This window comes from Methylotuvimicrobium buryatense, assembly GCF_005931095.1.
GTDB classification, from domain to species: Bacteria; Pseudomonadota; Gammaproteobacteria; order Methylococcales; family Methylomonadaceae; genus Methylotuvimicrobium; species Methylotuvimicrobium buryatense.
On the sequence record NZ_CP035467.1, the window covers coordinates 2,265,994 to 2,281,585 of the forward strand.

The following is a 15,592-nucleotide window of genomic DNA, read 5'->3' on the forward strand; positions in this document are numbered from 1 at the left end:
AACCGGTGCGTTAGCGAATTAAAAAACAACGAATCCACAGAGTTATCCACAGGTTTTGTGAGTAACTTTCGAAATTATTCCGCGTGTTTGTGTTGTAGCAAAGATTGTTAATTGCTAAGAAGGTGTGAATATGAATTTTGCAAGCTACCGAACACTTCTGTCCTTCTATTCGCTAATGCTGAAATTTGTGCAGTGCGATAGGTATGACAGGGGGAAAGCAAGAAAGAGGCAAGAAGAAACTCCCCGAAAAGATCGGGGAGTAAGGGTTTGAGCTTATTTAAAAGTGCCGCCATATGATGTAGGACGATCGAACTCCGTCCAAACATATTTCGGTTCTACCATACTTTCGGTTGGGATCGGGCTCGTGATAATGTCGAAAACCCCGGAAGCAGTTCTTCCTACAGTTTGTAATGTTCCGTTGATCAATCCGCCTGTCGCACCGACAACCGGGTTAGTTTTGTTGGTTACATCGATCAAGTTTTTAGGTACTTCAGCAAGACCGGTAAACATATTTGCAACACCACCTAAAAATTTATCGCCAACTCGAGAAAGATAGCTTTCCTCTGCATGACTGATTGGGGTGTAAGCACCTAACGTTAAAACTAAAGCCACTGCGACAGGCTTGAACGTATACATCATTTTTCTCCTTGGTGATTTTTAAAGTATAGTATCGTATCGCTATCACAGTATAGAGGAACCCATATGACTGGTCAAAGGCTTAACATATAAAACTTAAGTGACGCTTAACTCGTATTCTAGAATTTCAGGCTGGTTTAATGAGGTAAAGGCGGGGCGTACTCTTTTGATTTTCCTGACTGTTGATGCATGACTTATCGTAACGGGAACCCTCCAAATCGGCGCACCATTTGTCGACTTCATCGGCTTCTTGGTCGCCGCCGGGATGGCCAGGATAGGCAAGTATCGTCAATAAACCATCCGGTGCAAGCATTCGAAGGGCTTGATTCAGGGCTGCAATCGTCGTATCGGTTCGAGTGATCAGCAATTTGTCGCCGCCAGGAAGATATCCCAGATTGAACATGACCGCTTTGATGCGTCCGTGAAACTGCGCAGGAATCATATTTGTCATTTCCGCATGATTCGCTCTGAATAGCTCGACCGGAGTGTCGATTTTTCCTTGTTCAAGTCTGCGCCGCGTTTTATCGATCGCGCTTTGCTGAATGTCGAATCCGAGCACGATGCCTTCGGGACCGACATGCCGAGCCAGAAACAGCGTATCGTGCCCGTTGCCGACTGTGGCATCGATCGCGTAATCGCCGGCTTGCAGTATAGTCTGTAAAGCTTTATGCGCTTCGTGAACCAAGGAAATGCGTTTCATAATAACGTTGGATGTTGCAGTGCTTATCTAAGGTTGCGTCGTTAAGTAAGGTATCGGCCAAATGACGGCTGTACCACGGGATTTGCAGGCTACCCTTGGCGCCGAAACCATTGAATACCCAAAGCTTGGTATTTGCGGGATGTCTGCCTAGAAAAGGCATTCGGTCCGGCGTGCAGGGGCGGATGTTGGCCTGTTGATCGACGATGCGCGTTTTGGACTCGAAACGTGGATCTATCTTAGAAAGCGATTGAATCATTTGATTCTTGGCCTGCTCAGTAATGCTTGTGTCGGTGCAATGCCTGTCGAATGTAGCGCCGGTCCGGCAACGATTTTGCCCGATAGGAATCAGCCAATTGCCGAAATTGATGATCTGTTCCGGTAAGGCAAAATCGCTTTCGATGGTCAGTATCTCGCCTTTGACCGCTTGCAATGGTAGCCAGTAAAACCACGGGTTATTGATTAAACGGTATCCTTCGCAAAAAATGATCTGTTTCGGCTTGAGTCCTTGCCGGTACAAAGACTCAAAGACTTGTGCGCCACGAAAATCGAACGTGACTTTTCGATAGCTGTCGAGACCGATAAAGAAGTCCCGCAAAGCAACGAGCAGCGGACGGGTCTTTAGATAACCGGTTTGTTTTTGCTCCAATAGCCAGCGGCAGTCATGGAAGGGATAAGCGAATGATTCTCGTGGATGTATTTTCGATACGTAGGCAGCATACTCCGAGTCGTTCAAGCGTTTTTGACATTGCGCTAGCTCGGCCTTGTTGCGCAACAGGCGAAACATCCTCTTTTCTACGAGAAAATTCCGTGCGAAAACTTTCGACAGACGGCTGTAGAGCGCTTTGGCTTCCGGCAATAAATCGTCTACCCGATCGGATTTGACCAGGCGTATGCCGGTAACAGGATTGATGAGGCCAGCTGCGACTTGCGAAGCATTTTCGCGGTCGTCGTCGACGACCATGATCCTTGCATTGCGTTGTATCAGCTCAAAGGCAAGCAGGCTTCCGGCCAGTCCTTGTCCTACGATCAGAAAATCGATATCCATTTAGTTTTTAGCCGCAACGTAGACATCGTTCCGAAACGGCTATTTGAGCGTAAGCGGCATACTCTTGAATTGTATACCTTGCCAGCCGTAGCGCATGAAATTTCGGATGTTTTGATGGCCGGTTCCGGTTGGATCGTTCAACACGTCCAAACGATAATAATCGCCGAATAGATTCAAGGTTTGTTGCTCATCGAGTCCGTTCATTTTTGCGAACGCGAAAATTTTGCAGGAGCCTTCGTTTGTACCGGCTTTATTGATCAATTTATTATGTTCGAGACCGTTGCTAAATTCGGCTGGTTGATATTCGTAGTGTTCGGCTATCACAGCCATCGTTTCTTCGAAATCGACCGGTTTATTGGATTTTAATTTGTCGAGAAATTCAGTCAAAGTCATAGTTATCTATTGTTATGTTAACCCAGCATTAACATTTTTCTGGGTATAAGATATTGAATAGTAATAAAAATAATAAATATTATGGCGCTATAGCGCCATTCCAGCCTTATTTGTAAAAAAAAACTGGGGTAAAAAGCTTTTTCCCAACCTCTTGTTTGAGCGGCCCTTCATGCAAGCTTACCGATTTCGAGAAACTCTTGCCCTGAGCTCTTGTCGAAGGGGGAGCTTCTCATACTGCATTCCCAAGCAAAGCGCTTGGGAACGATCGAACGGCCAAGGTACTTCCGTCCGCTCACTGCTGACTGTTAACCGCTATCTATTATTAAGCGTGTTTCATCAAGCGTTCTTTTTCGCGCTGCCAATCTCGGTCTTTCGATGCCGTTCGCTTGTCATGTAATTTTTTGCCTTTGGCCAGGCCAATTTCAATTTTGGCTCGACCGTTTTTCCAATACATTGATAAAGGAATCAATGTATACCCTTTGCGCTCGACGCTGCCGATCAATTTGTTCAGTTCTTGACGATGCAGCAGAAGCTTTCTACCGCGTATGGAATCCGGATTGACATGTGTGGAAGCGGACAATAGCGGCGAGATATGAGCGCCATACAACCACGCTTCGCCGCGCTTGATTTGCACATAACTTTCCTTTAGTTGCGCCCGGCCTTCTCTCAGGCTTTTGACTTCCCAGCCCTCTAAGACTAAACCCGCTTCGAAGCGTTCTTCAATAAAATATTCGTGCGTAGCCTGGCGATTGGTGGCGATGGTATTGTTTTGCGACTTGTTTTTTTTCTTCGATTTTTTATCGGCCATGGCGTGTTAAGTGGATTTATAAACTGACGGGATCTAATAATTTTGGTATTTTACTCGATTTATCGATAATTATTCAGCTTTATAGCAAAGAACAGGCACGGAAATGACGCAAACAAAGAAATCAATTCATGGTGAATGGTCATCGCGCTTCGCATTCATTTTGGCAGCGACCGGTTCGGCGGTCGGTTTAGGCAATATCTGGAAATTTCCTTACATTGCAGGAGAAAACGGTGGCGGAGCTTTCGTTATCGTTTATTTGCTTTGTATTTTGCTGATAGGCCTTCCGATTATGATCGCGGAATCGCTTATCGGCCGCCGAGGACGGCAAAGTCCGATCAATACGATGTCTGATTTGGCCGACGAGGCGAATGCCGATCCAAGATGGCATTATGTGGGTTGGCTGGGCGTTATTGCCGGTTTTTTGATTTTGTCTTACTACAGCGTAATAGCCGGTTGGGGCCTTTCCTATGTTTTCAAAGCTTTTTTCGGCGGCTTTTCAGGTGCGGACGGCACAACAATCAAAGATACTTTTAGCGGTTTAATGAACAGTCCGCCGCAACAAATTTTTTGGCATAGTATTTTTATGCTGGCGACCATGCTAGTGGTCTCAAAAGGGGTTGCCGGCGGCTTGGAGAAAGCGGTCAGATTTTTGATGCCCGGTTTGTTTACTATTCTAATGTTGTTGGTTGCATATGCGATGACGACCGGTGCTTACGAACAAGGCATTAATTTTTTGTTCAATCCTGACTTTAGCAAAATTACCGGTCAAGCCGTGCTGACTGCAATGGGGCATGCGTTTTTTACATTGAGTCTAGGCATGGGCGCAATCATGGTGTACGGTTCTTATTTGCCGAATAGCATTTCGATTACGCGGACCAGTATCTTGATCGCAGGGGCAGATACCGCTGTTGCTTTGCTGGCCGGTATCGCTATTTTTCCAATTGTTTTTGCAAATAACTTGGAAATCGCAGCCGGCCCCGGATTGATTTTTCAAACGCTACCGATTGCATTCGGCAATATGACCGGCGGCTGGCTGTTTGGAATTTTATTTTTCGTTTTGCTGGTTTTTGCGGCGCTTTCTTCGTCAATATCGCTGATTGAGCCGGCTGTAGCATGGCTGGTCGAGAACAAAGCAGTTGATCGCAAGAAAGCATGTGTCTGGGCCGGCCTTGCAACGTGGGTTATAGGTTTAGGCACGGTCTTTTCTTTTAATGTGTGGTCGGATTTTAAAATTTTCGATCGGACCATTTTCGATTTATTGGATTATTTGACGGCTAATTTATTATTACCCATCGGCGGTTTCTGTGTGGCCGTTTTTGCAGGCTGGATCATGAAACCCGAAGATAGCGAGCATGAATTGCGTAGTTCCAGGCCAATACATTACCAAATCTGGTGGTTTCTGGTTCGATACGTCTCTCCCGCAGCAGTTTTTCTGGTGTTTTTGAACGTGGTCGGAGTGCTGTAAACATGGTGTTGGTACAAAAAAGCGCGCTGGTTAAATACTCCGCGCAAAAGATGTTCGACCTGGTCGATAATATCGAAGCGTATCCGGAGTTTTTGCCCTGGTGCTCAGGCAGTCGGATTTTGTCTCGCAATGATGACGTTGTCGAAGCCGAATTGATGATTGCTAAGGGAGGGTTCAAAAAATCGTTTGCAACCCGTAATCAACTGGACCATGGCGGTCGGATTACGATTGAATTACTGAACGGGCCATTCACGTACCTGGAAGGCAAGTGGGATTTTATGCCTCTGCGGGAGGATGCGAGTAAAATCTCATTGGATCTTGAGTTCGAAATGTCCGGAAAATTGGCGAGTCTGGCTTTCGGAGCCGTCTTTAATCAAATATGCAATACCATGGTGGCTTCGTTTACCGAGCGTGCAAAGGATATATATGGCTGAAAAATTAATTAGGGTGGAAGTCGCTTATGCCAAACCGGAAGAGCAGGTTATTTTAAACACCACATTACCGGAGGGTGCGACTGTCGAGGATGCTATTATCAAATCGGGGATTTTAGTACGCTTTCCTGAAATCGACTTGTCTCAAGTTAAGGTGGGTATTTTTAGCGGCGCCTGCAAACTGAATCAGGTGTTAAAGGAATTTGACAGAGTAGAAATTTACCGGCCATTACTGCATGATCCTAAGGAGTCGAGAAGAAGTAAGGCTGCAAAAGAATAAGCGTTTATACCCATCGTAGATCAAAATTCGGCACAGGGGTGTCCGTCAAAGGACGCCGTGAATACGTCCATGTAGGCTCTATGCCAGCTCCATGCTGGCAAAGCCTTTGTCGGACGCCCGGCACCACCTCGGGCACTACCGAAGTTTGAAGTGCGAAAGGTATAGCTTGTTAAATTCCTTCAGCTAGTTCGGCTCTCTTAAGGAATTTTCGCATCAATTAACGCGGGAAGATGAAGTCAGCGGATCATTATCGATTACGTTGACGTCCGGTTTTTTGAATTCGATTGAGCTGCTTGTTGTTTCATCGCTACTGAATAACCCGGTTATTTTTTCCCAAACCGTTTTATCTAATTTGCGCTTGGGTAACACGAGTGTTGTCTCGTGCGAGACTCGTTCGGTGGGTTTTGAGCTGGGTCTGAAATCGCCTTGTACTCCTATCAATTGATCCTCATCGAAGATTAGAGATACTTTTTTTTGCAGTCTAGCTCCCCCTCCCAATTGTTCAGAGAAAATATAATCCCAACGTTGCTGTTGAAAGGGGTCGAGCAACATGGGTGACCCCATGATGTATAAAACTTGGCGTTTATTCATGCCAGGACGCAACTGATCGATGGTTTCCTGGTCGATCATATTGCCTTGTTGAATGTCCAATGTATAGACGCCCGGCAAGTTTTCCATGATAGTCGTACATGAAGCGAGTATTAAGCTTGCTAGGAAGCATGAAAAGACAAGCGGCTTTCTCATTTAGCGTCTAAGGGATAAGCAAAACGGGAATCTTACATCAATTACAATAATTATCCTAGAATGCAGTTGTGTACCAGCAATTCCCAATTTGAGGATCAAAAAGGATGTGGAGTGTGCTTGGCAAGGATGTCGGCAGCAGGGAGCTGCCGCCAAGCCCCCATGGATGGGTTTACGGCGTTCCTCGACAGGCATACCCCACACCCTAAGATTGGCGAAAATGCTCAAACTGGGAATTGCTGGTTCTGTACTGTTAAACTGTATGCTCATTACGAGTAAAAAAGGCTACAATAGCTTTTTGCTTTTCAGTTCGCTACATTTTCTGGTACCTAATAGATTTAATTTATCCCGGAAAGCAAAACGATCCATTTTTTGATAGGAGATTTTATTTTGGAAAAACAAGATTTAAGGGACGCAGGCTTAAAGGTCACTCTACCTCGCGTTAAAATTCTTGAAATTCTTGAAAGCCAAAAAGACGATCGTCATCTAACTGCCGAACAGGTCTACAAAATCCTGTTGAGTGAAAATGAAGAAATCGGACTAGCCACTGTTTATAGGGTTTTGACTCAATTTGAAGCCGCCGGTTTGGTTGCAAGACATCATTTCGAAGGTGGAAATTCGGTCTTCGAACTAAATACTGGCGGTCATCATGATCATATCGTCTGCGTCAAATGTGGAAAAGTCGACGAATTCACCGACCCGGTCATAGAAAGCAGACAAAAAGAAATCGCCGACAAGCTGGGTTATGAATTAACCGATCACAGCTTGTACTTATATGGATTGTGCGTTAATTGCAAAAAATCCTAATTTCGTCCATCCTCTATCCAACACTGAATGTTTAAGCCTCTCATTTTGTATATTGGCCTGCGCTATACGCGGGCAAAACGCCGTACACAATTTATTTCATTCATCACGCTGACATCTATACTCGGCATCGCATTGGGAGTGACCGCATTGATTACCGTCTTATCGGTGATGAACGGTTTCGAAGCGGAATTGCGCGAACGGATTTTAGGTATGACTTCACATGCCACCGTTACAGGGCTCGATGGCCAATTGGAGGACTGGCAAAAACTAAACGGTTTGATTGGCAACTATCCTAATATAGAAGGTACGGCTCCATTTATTAACGGCCAAGTCATGATTAATGCGGACCGACGAGTCAGCGGTACGATGCTGCGAGGCATCTTGCCGAACGTGGAGCATCAGGTTTCCGAAGTTGCCGAAAAAATGAAGGCCGGTTCGCTCGAACAACTAATACCCGGCGAATACAACATCGTTTTAGGTGCGGAATTGGCCGCCTATCTCGGCGCGATGGTTGGAGACAAAATTACTGTAATCACCCCTCAAATCACGTCCACGCCGGCCGGAATATTGCCTCGTATGCGCCGATTTACCGTTAGCGGTATTTTCGAAGTCGGCATGTATGAGTATGACCGAAACATGGCGATTATCCATCTGGATGATGCATCAAGATTGTTCAGAATGGGGGAGGCGGTTTCCGGTCTACGCTTAAAGCTTGACGATTTGTTCAATGCGCCGCAAATCAGTCGATCCATCGCTCAAGCATTGTATGAGGATTATCGGGTTAGCGATTGGACGCAAGCGCACAGTAACTTTTTCCGCGCGATTCAAACCGAAAAGCGGGTCATGTTTATCATCTTGCTTTTAATCGTCGCGGTGGCCGCTTTCAATATTGTATCGACGCTGGTCATGGTTGTAACCGATAAGCGCGGTGATATCGCTATTTTGAAAACTCAGGGACTATCCTCGCCTTCGGTCATGGGGATTTTCATTGTTTTGGGTGGGATTATCGGTGTGGTCGGTACTTTGCTAGGTACTGCAGGGGGGATTGCCTTGGCGCTGAATGTCGAAACCATTGTGCCGGCGATCGAACAGCTTTTCGGCGTGCAGTTCATGGCGGCCGATGTCTATTACATCAGCGAGTTACCTTCGAAACTGGAATGGGAGGATGTGTATACAATCGCAGGAATGGCTTTTTCGTTATCGTTACTCGCAACCCTTTATCCTGCCTGGCAAGCATCAAAAATTAATCCCGCGGAAGTTTTAAGATATGAATGATTCGACTATTTTACAATGCCGCGATTTGACAAAGAGTTTCAAGCAAGGCGGACTCAATGTCGATGTGTTGAAAGGCGTCGATTTAAATATCGGCATTGGCGAACGTGTGGCTATCATGGGCGCCTCGGGTTCAGGTAAAAGCACCTTACTGCATATGCTCGGCGGTCTCGATAAACCCGATGGCGGCGAAGTCGTTTTGGACGGAGTCAATCTCAATAAAGTCAATTCGACTAAATTAAATAAACTGAGAAACAGCTCTTTGGGCTTCATTTACCAATTTCATCATTTGCTGGGCGAGTTTACGGTATTGGAAAATGTGGCGATGCCGTTGTTGATCGGAGGCGAAACAGTCGGTCAAGCTCGTCATAAGGCCGATGAGCTATTGCAACGAGTCGGTTTAGGGCATCGAGTGGAGCATAAGCCCGGAGAGTTATCCGGTGGTGAGAGGCAGCGGGCCGCCGTTGCCAGAGCATTGATCAATCAACCGAAATGCGTATTGGCCGACGAACCGACCGGTAATCTAGATAGTAAAACTGCCGAGCAAATTTATCAATTGATGTTGGAGTTGAATCGCGAACTCAAAGTGAGCTTCTTGGTCGTTACTCACGATCCGGTTTTAGCTCAGCGCATGGATACCGTGTTGCATATGGAAGATGGTCTGATCGTCAATCACTGAAAGGTGAAAGGTGAAAGGTGAAAGGTGAAAGGTGAAAGGTGAAAGGTGAAAGGTGAAAGGTAAAAGGATGTGGCTTTTCTATCTCTTGTCAAGACTACATCATTCACATTTCATCGATTTTCATGCATTTGCACGAAACTACCCCCTTTATACTTGTAAAGTTGACTAACTTTAATAAAGGTGTGAGGTGTGGCTAGCGGGGATGTCGGCAGCAGGGCAGATTTTTGCTCCATGCAAAATTTGCATTCACGCCATCCTTGGCGTTCGAGCTGCCGACAAGCCCCCATGGATGGGTTTACGGCGGTCCTTGCTAGACACATTCCATGCCTTTTATTCGTAGACGGTTTTTTGATCTAAAAGGAGTAAAAACAAGTTATTTAGAGCCATGTCCTAATATACCTTGTCATCTCTGACGCTGAACCTGACGATCCCTGCCGCCGACTCCTGTCAATCGAGCAACCGAACCCTACAGGAAATAGGGAGGTTATTTATGACCATATCCTATTAAGTACAGGAACTAGCGCTTCTGCCGCTTAGTCCAGCGCTTACCGACATGATAGCGCCAGAGATTGCTCATGCCGAAATAGCCGGCAGTCGAGCATATCGTACCAATTACCAAGCAACCGAGTAAAAACGGCGCCCAAATATCGCTTAATTCGGTCATGACGTTTTCAACAGTAAACTCGACGTCCTCATGTGGCTTTCTTGCCATCAACAACAAGCCGACGCGGTAGGCAAAATAAAACATCGGAGGCATCGTCAAGGGGTTGGTAATCCACACCAGAGCGACGGACAGCGGTAAGTTGGCCCGAAAATAAAAAGCCCCGGCCGCAGCGATTGCCATCTGGCCGGGGACAGGAATCCAGGCGGTAAATAAACCGATTGCAAAAGCTAGCGCTACCGAACGGCGGTTTAAATGCCATAAATTCGGTTCGTGTAAACGCTCACCCAAAAATTGTAGGTTTTTGTGTCCTTTGATTTTATCGGGATGAGGCAGATACTTTTTGATGAGCTTTTTAGGCATGATCTTTGTAGTTATAGTTTTTCAGGCCCGTAGTTTATCAGGTTTCTTTTAAGCCGAAAAAGCATAAATCATTCGGAGAATCGATGGTTGAATCTGCGCTTTTCTTCGCAGCCGGTATTTGGACGGTTCAACAATTTCCACAATTGCCTGGAGGATGGCATTGGCTAGTCTCTGTTTGCGTTTTGGTCGGAATCTTACTCAGACTTAAGTATCGAAAAGCCGCAATCTTTTTGTTCGGTATGCTATGGGCGATTGTTTATGCATCAAATGCTTTATCGAATCGACTCCCGGTCGACTTGGAAAGCAAGATAATACCGATAGAGGGTCGCGTGACCGGACTGCCCCGTCAAAGCGATAGACGTGTGCGTTTCAACCTAACCGATATTCAGGGTCCTGAAGGCACACCTAAGAAACTGCGCTTGAGTTGGTACAATCCTAAGCACGAAATTAAAGCCGGTCAGTATTGGTCGTTTTCGGTCAAACTCAAACGACCGCATGGCAATTTGAATCCGGGCGGTTTCGATTTTGAACGTTGGTTACTGAGCGAAGGCATCGGGGCAACCGGTTATGTTCGTGATAGACCGACGCCAGTTATGGTTTCGGATAAGACGTCGTTTTTTGATATTTCAACTTGGCGTCAACAGCTTTCGGATAGGCTCAATAACACAGGTGCTTCAAGCGATACGATCGGCATTATCAAGGCTCTGGCAATCGGCGAAAGGCAACAGCTAAGTTCGGCCCAATGGAATATTTTCCGTAACACCGGAACCGTTCATTTAATAGCGATTTCCGGTTTGCATATCGGGCTGATTTCAGGGCTGATGTATTTAACGATCCTTAAATTCTGGGCCCGAACCGGAGTATTGAGATGGTCGCCCCATTATGTCGGCGCACTTGCGGCGCTGTTTATCGCTGCGTTCTATGCCGGTTTGGCCGGGTTTTCGGTGCCGACACAACGCGCATTGATCATGCTGGCAGCAGTTATGCTTTCGGTCATTTGGCAAAGAAACGTTAGTCTCTCCAAAACATTAGCGTTAGCTTTATTTGCCGTACTGACGATGGATCCCTTGGCAATATTATCACCCGGTTTTTGGCTCTCGTTTTTGGCGGTTATCTTTATAGTCTTCATTGCAGGAGGGAGACTTCAGAAAACAAATCGCTGGCTGGCGGCGCTAAAAATTCATTGGGCGATGGCATTTGCGCTTGCGCCGGTATTGTTATTCTTTTTTCAGCAAACGTCATTAATTGCGCCACTGGCAAATTTAATTGCTGTTCCTGTCGTTAGCTTTCTGGTTGTACCCATTCTGCTTCCTTCCATGTTTCTTCTCGGGACGATACCTGGGTTAGCGGAACCCCTATTGTTGCTAGTCGACTCAATATTAAAAGGATTGCTTTGGTTTTTGGCTAAATTAGCCGATTGGCCATTCGCGACAGTTTATTATCCTCAACCTACGTTGATTGCAGTGGCTTTTTTTGTGCTGGGTGTTTTTATTTTGTTGACGCCGCGAGGATTAACCGGGCGCTGGCTGGGATGCCTAATGCTTTGTCCATTATTTTTTCCGAGCTTGGATCGCCCGGAAGATGGCGAGGCCAAACTAACCTTACTCGATGTCGGACAAGGTTTAGCTACCGTAGTGCAAACCGCAAAGCATGTTTTGGTATTCGATACCGGAATTCGTTTCGATTCCGGATCGGATAGCGGCACATCGGTCTTGTTGCCGTTTTTACGTTATCAAGGCATCGATCGAGTCGATAAACTGATCATCAGTCACGGCGACAATGATCATATCGGTGGCGCGGCTTCATTACTCAGCAGTATTAGGACCGATGCGGTTTTGAGCAGTGTGCCGGAGCGAATTGATCATATATCGGCTGATTTTTGTAGAACCGGTCAAAGTTGGTCATGGGACGGCGTCTCATTTGTTATGTTAGCGCCTGGCGAAACGGCCGGTTTTCGTTCGAACAATGATAATTCCTGCGTGCTCAAGGTTATCGCCGAGCAAGGCAGTATCTTGTTGACCGGCGATATTGAAAAAAACGCTGAGGCATGGTTAATCAAAAATTACGCTTCCGATTTGCTTGCCGATATTTTGATCGTTCCGCATCATGGCAGTAAGACTTCCTCGACTCATGCTTTTTTGCAAGCCGTTTCCCCAAATTATGCGCTAATTCCATCCGGTTATAAGAACCGTTTCGGATTTCCTCATCAAGAAGTCATCGAACGTTTGGATGATTTAAACATTAATTGGTTTGATACTGGGCGTCATGGGGCTTTGACCGTAACGACGACAAAACACACGCTAAAATTGGAAGCGCAGCGCTTAGCCCGTCGGCGCTATTGGCATGCGGCCCCATGATTAATCTATACCCTTTGCTGGTCAAATTTCGGCGCCGGGGTGTTAGGTCGATTTTGCAGGAGCAAAAATCGACCTAACACCCCGGTGCCTCCATACGTCAATGCCGAAAGTTGAAGTGCGATGGGTATAACCCCATAAAAAAGCCTAATGGAAAAAATAATAACCAAGCGCTTTACTATGGTATTAAATAGGACTAAAATAGTCCTGAATTTTTGGAGCAGAGTATGTTGCGTCTAGGCAAGTTAACAGATTATGCGACAGTGATTTTAAGCTATATGGCAAAAAACCGCTTCCAGATGCATGCTGCCAATGAAATCGCCGATATAACCGGTATTGCACCGGCAACGGTCAGTAAACTTTTAAAACAACTCGCCAAGGCTGGGCTAGTTTGCTCGACTCGAGGCGCGAAAGGCGGTTATGAGTTGGCGAACTTACCCGAATATATTACTGTGGCGAGCATTATTAGCGCCGTAGAAGGCCCTATTGCTTTAACCGAATGCAGTATTTCGCAACAAAACTGCGAACAGGCCGGCGGCTGCGAAATTCGCGGCAGTTGGGGGAAAATCAATCAAGCCATCTTTAATGCGCTTGATTCAATTACACTAGCGGATTTGATTTTGCCGGCATCGAAGCCGGATGAATTTTATGTGCCGGTAGCGAGTCTTTACCGGTAACGACGGAGAACGAAATGTCAGCAAGCGCAAAAGAAATCGAACAACTGATCGGAAAAGAATACAAGCAAGGCTTTGTCACGGAATTGGAAACCGACACTTTTCCGCCCGGTTTGGACGAAGAAGTAATTCACAAGCTCTGGAAAATCAAAAACGAACCCGAGTTTATGCTGGAGTACAGGCTGAAAGCGTTTCGCCATTGGCAAACAATGAAGTCGCCTGAATGGGCCTTCGTTAAGTTCGAACCGATCGATTATCAAGCAGTCAGTTATTATTCTGCACCTAAGCGTAAGGAAGACGGGCCGAAAAGCCTTGACGAAGTCGATCCGCAAATCTTGGAAGCCTATAAAAAGCTCGGTATTCCGCTCGACGAGCAAGAGCGTTTGGCCGGGGTTGCGGTCGATGCAGTGTTCGACAGTGTTTCGGTTGCAACCACATTTAAGAGCAAGCTGAAAGAGGCAGGGGTAATCTTCTGCCCGATATCCGAAGCCTTACGTGAATACCCGGAATTGGTTCAACAATATCTCGGCTCGGTCGTGCCGACCGGCGACAACTATTTCGCAGCCTTAAACTCGGCCGTGTTTACCGACGGTTCGTTCGTCTATATTCCGAAAGGCGTGCGCTGCCCGATGGAATTGTCGACTTATTTTCGCATCAACGCGGCCAATACTGGCCAGTTCGAAAGAACGCTGATCATTGCCGACGAAGGCAGTCACGTCAGTTATCTCGAAGGCTGTACCGCACCAATGCGCGATGAAAACCAGTTGCACGCCGCGGTCGTCGAGCTGATCGCATTGGAGAATGCCGAAATCAAATATTCGACCGTGCAAAATTGGTATCCCGGCGATAAAGAAGGCAAGGGCGGAATTTATAATTTCGTGACCAAGCGAGCCGATTGCCGTGGCGACAATTCGAAGGTTTCGTGGACGCAGGTCGAAACCGGATCGGCGATCACCTGGAAATATCCGAGCTGCGTGCTGACCGGCAATAATTCGATCGGCGAATTTTATTCGGTCGCGCTGACCAACAATTATCAGCAAGCCGATACCGGCACCAAGATGATACATATCGGCAAGAACACGCGGAGCACGATCATTTCGAAAGGCATTTCGGCAGGACACGCGCAGAACACTTACCGGGGCTTGGTCAAGGTCTTGAAGGGCGCAGAAAACGCACGCAACTATACGCAATGCGATTCGCTCTTGGTCGGCGACAAATGCGGCGCGCACACGTTTCCGTACGTCGAGGTAAAACAACCTTCAGCGCAGGTCGAACACGAAGCGACGACGTCGAAAATCAGCGAGGATCAACTGTTTTTCTGCCAACAACGCGGTCTTTCGGCCGAAGACGCCGTTTCGATGATCGTCAATGGTTTTTGCAAGGAAGTCTTCAAGGAATTGCCGATGGAATTCGCGGTCGAGGCTCAGGCTTTGTTAGGACTCAGTTTGGAAGGATCGGTAGGTTAGCGACGATCATCTAATGAACGCGGCTTTATAACGATCAAACCATATAAATTTTTAGGAAATCAACATGCTCAACATTGAAAATCTCCACGTCAGCGTGGGCGACAAACCAATTTTGAAAGGTATTAATCTTCAAGTGAAACCCGGCGAAATTCATGCCATCATGGGGCCTAACGGTTCCGGAAAAAGCACGCTATCCCATGTTTTGTCCGGAAAAAGCGGTTATACCGTCACCCAAGGTCAAGTGACTTACGAAGGCAAAGACCTGACTGAAATGGCGCCTGAAATCAGAGCCCGCGAAGGCGTGTTTTTGGCATTTCAGTATCCGGTCGAAATTCCGGGTGTCAGCAATATCTATTTGCTCAAAGCAGCGTTGAATTCGATTCGCAAACACCAAGGCTTGTCCGAGGTCGATGCGATGGATTTTCTGACGCTGATCAAAGAAAAAGTCCGTTTGCTTGAAATGGATGAAAAATTTCTGTACCGGGCCGTTAACGAAGGCTTTTCGGGCGGTGAGAAGAAACGCAACGAAATCCTGCAGATGGCGGTGTTGGAGCCGAAACTGTGCATTCTCGACGAGACCGATTCCGGTCTCGACATCGATGCATTGAAAGTCGTCGCCGAAGGCGTCAATTCGATACGTTCGCCGGAGCGTTCGTTCGTGATGATCACGCATTATCAACGACTGCTCGATTACATCAAGCCGGATTTCGTGCATGTCTTGGCGCACGGACAAATCGTCAAATCGGGCGGGCCGGAGTTGGCCTTGGAGCTCGAGGAAAAAGGCTATAGCTGGGTTGAAAACAAACAGGCCGCTTGA

Annotated in this window: 17 protein-coding genes; 10 read left to right on the top strand and 7 right to left on the bottom strand. The window is 46.7% G+C overall.

Going from position 1 to position 15,592, the window contains the following annotated elements; translation table 11 throughout:
* Positions 1 to 273: 273 nt before the first annotated feature.
* From EQU24_RS10160 to smpB, 5 genes are all read right to left on the bottom strand, one after another.
* On the bottom strand, positions 274 to 639 hold the full coding sequence (locus EQU24_RS10160) for an exosortase system-associated protein, TIGR04073 family (RefSeq protein WP_223842361.1): 366 nt from the start codon (positions 637 to 639) through the stop codon (positions 274 to 276).
* Between the two features lie 124 nt (positions 640 to 763).
* Positions 764 to 1,336: a tRNA 5-(aminomethyl)-2-thiouridylate-methyltransferase MnmM gene (mnmM, locus tag EQU24_RS10165; RefSeq protein WP_017839609.1), complete on the bottom strand. Its 573-nt coding sequence runs from the start codon at positions 1,334 to 1,336 to the stop codon at positions 764 to 766.
* Complete coding sequence (locus EQU24_RS10170; RefSeq protein WP_017839608.1) at positions 1,302 to 2,381, bottom strand: NAD(P)/FAD-dependent oxidoreductase; 1,080 nt, start codon at positions 2,379 to 2,381, stop codon at positions 1,302 to 1,304. The genes mnmM and EQU24_RS10170 overlap by 35 nt, the downstream gene beginning before the upstream one ends.
* Positions 2,382 to 2,420: 39 nt before the next feature.
* Positions 2,421 to 2,774, bottom strand: a complete 354-nt coding sequence (locus EQU24_RS10175) for a HopJ type III effector protein (RefSeq protein ID WP_017839607.1) — start codon at positions 2,772 to 2,774, stop codon at positions 2,421 to 2,423.
* Positions 2,775 to 3,096: 322 nt separating this feature from the next.
* Positions 3,097 to 3,582: an SsrA-binding protein SmpB gene (gene smpB, locus EQU24_RS10180; RefSeq protein WP_017839606.1), complete on the bottom strand. Its 486-nt coding sequence runs from the start codon at positions 3,580 to 3,582 to the stop codon at positions 3,097 to 3,099.
* Between the two features lie 103 nt (positions 3,583 to 3,685).
* Here smpB and EQU24_RS10185 point away from each other — a divergent pair, with 103 nt between their 5' ends.
* The 3 genes from EQU24_RS10185 to EQU24_RS10195 are packed head-to-tail and all read left to right on the top strand — an operon-like array spanning position 3,686 to position 5,758.
* A complete protein-coding gene (locus tag EQU24_RS10185) occupies positions 3,686 to 5,047 on the top strand; it encodes a sodium-dependent transporter (RefSeq protein WP_017839605.1) in 1,362 nt (453 codons plus the stop codon).
* A gap of 2 nt (positions 5,048 to 5,049) precedes the next feature.
* A complete protein-coding gene (locus tag EQU24_RS10190; protein WP_017839604.1) occupies positions 5,050 to 5,481 on the top strand; it encodes a type II toxin-antitoxin system RatA family toxin in 432 nt (143 codons plus the stop codon).
* A 7-nt stretch (positions 5,482 to 5,488) separates the two neighbouring features.
* Positions 5,489 to 5,758 (top strand): RnfH family protein, encoded by a 270-nt coding sequence (locus EQU24_RS10195; protein WP_235726451.1) that lies wholly within the window; start codon positions 5,489 to 5,491, stop codon positions 5,756 to 5,758.
* 213 nt (positions 5,759 to 5,971) lie between these two features.
* On the opposite strand, the gene EQU24_RS10200 is transcribed toward EQU24_RS10195, so the two are convergent.
* A complete protein-coding gene (locus EQU24_RS10200; protein WP_017839602.1) occupies positions 5,972 to 6,436 on the bottom strand; it encodes an outer membrane protein assembly factor BamE in 465 nt (154 codons plus the stop codon).
* A gap of 453 nt (positions 6,437 to 6,889) precedes the next feature.
* Between EQU24_RS10200 and fur the strand changes: the two genes are divergently transcribed.
* From fur to lolD, 3 genes are read left to right on the top strand one after another with little or no spacing between them, the layout of a single operon-like run.
* Positions 6,890 to 7,306 (top strand): ferric iron uptake transcriptional regulator, encoded by a 417-nt coding sequence (fur, locus tag EQU24_RS10205; protein WP_014148470.1) that lies wholly within the window; start codon positions 6,890 to 6,892, stop codon positions 7,304 to 7,306.
* Positions 7,307 to 7,333: 27 nt separating this feature from the next.
* The gene (locus tag EQU24_RS10210; RefSeq protein ID WP_017839601.1) at positions 7,334 to 8,581 is read left to right on the top strand and encodes a lipoprotein-releasing ABC transporter permease subunit; all 1,248 of its coding nucleotides are present in this window, start codon (positions 7,334 to 7,336) and stop codon (positions 8,579 to 8,581) included.
* A complete protein-coding gene (lolD, locus tag EQU24_RS10215) occupies positions 8,574 to 9,257 on the top strand; it encodes a lipoprotein-releasing ABC transporter ATP-binding protein LolD (RefSeq protein WP_014148472.1) in 684 nt (227 codons plus the stop codon). Before EQU24_RS10210 ends, lolD begins: the two co-directional genes overlap by 8 nt.
* A gap of 517 nt (positions 9,258 to 9,774) precedes the next feature.
* Here the strand turns inward: lolD and EQU24_RS10220 are convergent.
* The gene (locus tag EQU24_RS10220; RefSeq protein ID WP_017839600.1) at positions 9,775 to 10,281 is read right to left on the bottom strand and encodes a DUF2062 domain-containing protein; all 507 of its coding nucleotides are present in this window, start codon (positions 10,279 to 10,281) and stop codon (positions 9,775 to 9,777) included.
* A gap of 83 nt (positions 10,282 to 10,364) precedes the next feature.
* Here EQU24_RS10220 and EQU24_RS10225 point away from each other — a divergent pair, with 83 nt between their 5' ends.
* The 4 genes from EQU24_RS10225 to sufC all read left to right on the top strand — a co-directional run bounded on the left by EQU24_RS10225 (position 10,365) and on the right by sufC (position 15,592).
* Complete coding sequence (locus tag EQU24_RS10225; protein ID WP_017839599.1) at positions 10,365 to 12,638, top strand: DNA internalization-related competence protein ComEC/Rec2; 2,274 nt, start codon at positions 10,365 to 10,367, stop codon at positions 12,636 to 12,638.
* Between the two features lie 224 nt (positions 12,639 to 12,862).
* On the top strand, positions 12,863 to 13,312 hold the full coding sequence (locus tag EQU24_RS10230) for an SUF system Fe-S cluster assembly regulator (protein ID WP_014148475.1): 450 nt from the start codon (positions 12,863 to 12,865) through the stop codon (positions 13,310 to 13,312).
* A 14-nt stretch (positions 13,313 to 13,326) separates the two neighbouring features.
* Positions 13,327 to 14,775, top strand: a complete 1,449-nt coding sequence (sufB, locus tag EQU24_RS10235) for a Fe-S cluster assembly protein SufB (RefSeq protein WP_017839598.1) — start codon at positions 13,327 to 13,329, stop codon at positions 14,773 to 14,775.
* A gap of 64 nt (positions 14,776 to 14,839) precedes the next feature.
* Entirely contained in the window at positions 14,840 to 15,592 is a 753-nt protein-coding gene (gene sufC, locus EQU24_RS10240; protein ID WP_017839597.1) for a Fe-S cluster assembly ATPase SufC, read from the top strand.

Bases quoted from the DNA above. Each gene is read 5' to 3' on its own strand.
- sufC (WP_017839597.1), top strand. From the start codon at position 14,840: ATGCTCAACATTGAAAATCTCCACGTCAGCGTGGGCGACAAACCAATT.
- lolD (WP_014148472.1), top strand. From the start codon at position 8,574: ATGAATGATTCGACTATTTTACAATGCCGCGATTTGACAAAGAGTTTC.
- mnmM (WP_017839609.1), bottom strand. From the start codon at position 1,336: ATGAAACGCATTTCCTTGGTTCACGAAGCGCATAAAGCTTTACAGACT.
- EQU24_RS10220 (WP_017839600.1), bottom strand. From the start codon at position 10,281: ATGCCTAAAAAGCTCATCAAAAAGTATCTGCCTCATCCCGATAAAATC.
- smpB (WP_017839606.1), bottom strand. From the start codon at position 3,582: ATGGCCGATAAAAAATCGAAGAAAAAAAACAAGTCGCAAAACAATACC.
- EQU24_RS10200 (WP_017839602.1), bottom strand. From the start codon at position 6,436: ATGGAAAACTTGCCGGGCGTCTATACATTGGACATTCAACAAGGCAAT.
- sufB (WP_017839598.1), top strand. From the start codon at position 13,327: ATGTCAGCAAGCGCAAAAGAAATCGAACAACTGATCGGAAAAGAATAC.
- EQU24_RS10190 (WP_017839604.1), top strand. From the start codon at position 5,050: ATGGTGTTGGTACAAAAAAGCGCGCTGGTTAAATACTCCGCGCAAAAG.
- EQU24_RS10210 (WP_017839601.1), top strand. From the start codon at position 7,334: ATGTTTAAGCCTCTCATTTTGTATATTGGCCTGCGCTATACGCGGGCA.
- EQU24_RS10185 (WP_017839605.1), top strand. From the start codon at position 3,686: ATGACGCAAACAAAGAAATCAATTCATGGTGAATGGTCATCGCGCTTC.
- EQU24_RS10225 (WP_017839599.1), top strand. From the start codon at position 10,365: ATGGTTGAATCTGCGCTTTTCTTCGCAGCCGGTATTTGGACGGTTCAA.
- EQU24_RS10170 (WP_017839608.1), bottom strand. From the start codon at position 2,381: ATGGATATCGATTTTCTGATCGTAGGACAAGGACTGGCCGGAAGCCTG.
- EQU24_RS10175 (WP_017839607.1), bottom strand. From the start codon at position 2,774: ATGACTTTGACTGAATTTCTCGACAAATTAAAATCCAATAAACCGGTC.
- EQU24_RS10160 (WP_223842361.1), bottom strand. From the start codon at position 639: ATGATGTATACGTTCAAGCCTGTCGCAGTGGCTTTAGTTTTAACGTTA.
- EQU24_RS10230 (WP_014148475.1), top strand. From the start codon at position 12,863: ATGTTGCGTCTAGGCAAGTTAACAGATTATGCGACAGTGATTTTAAGC.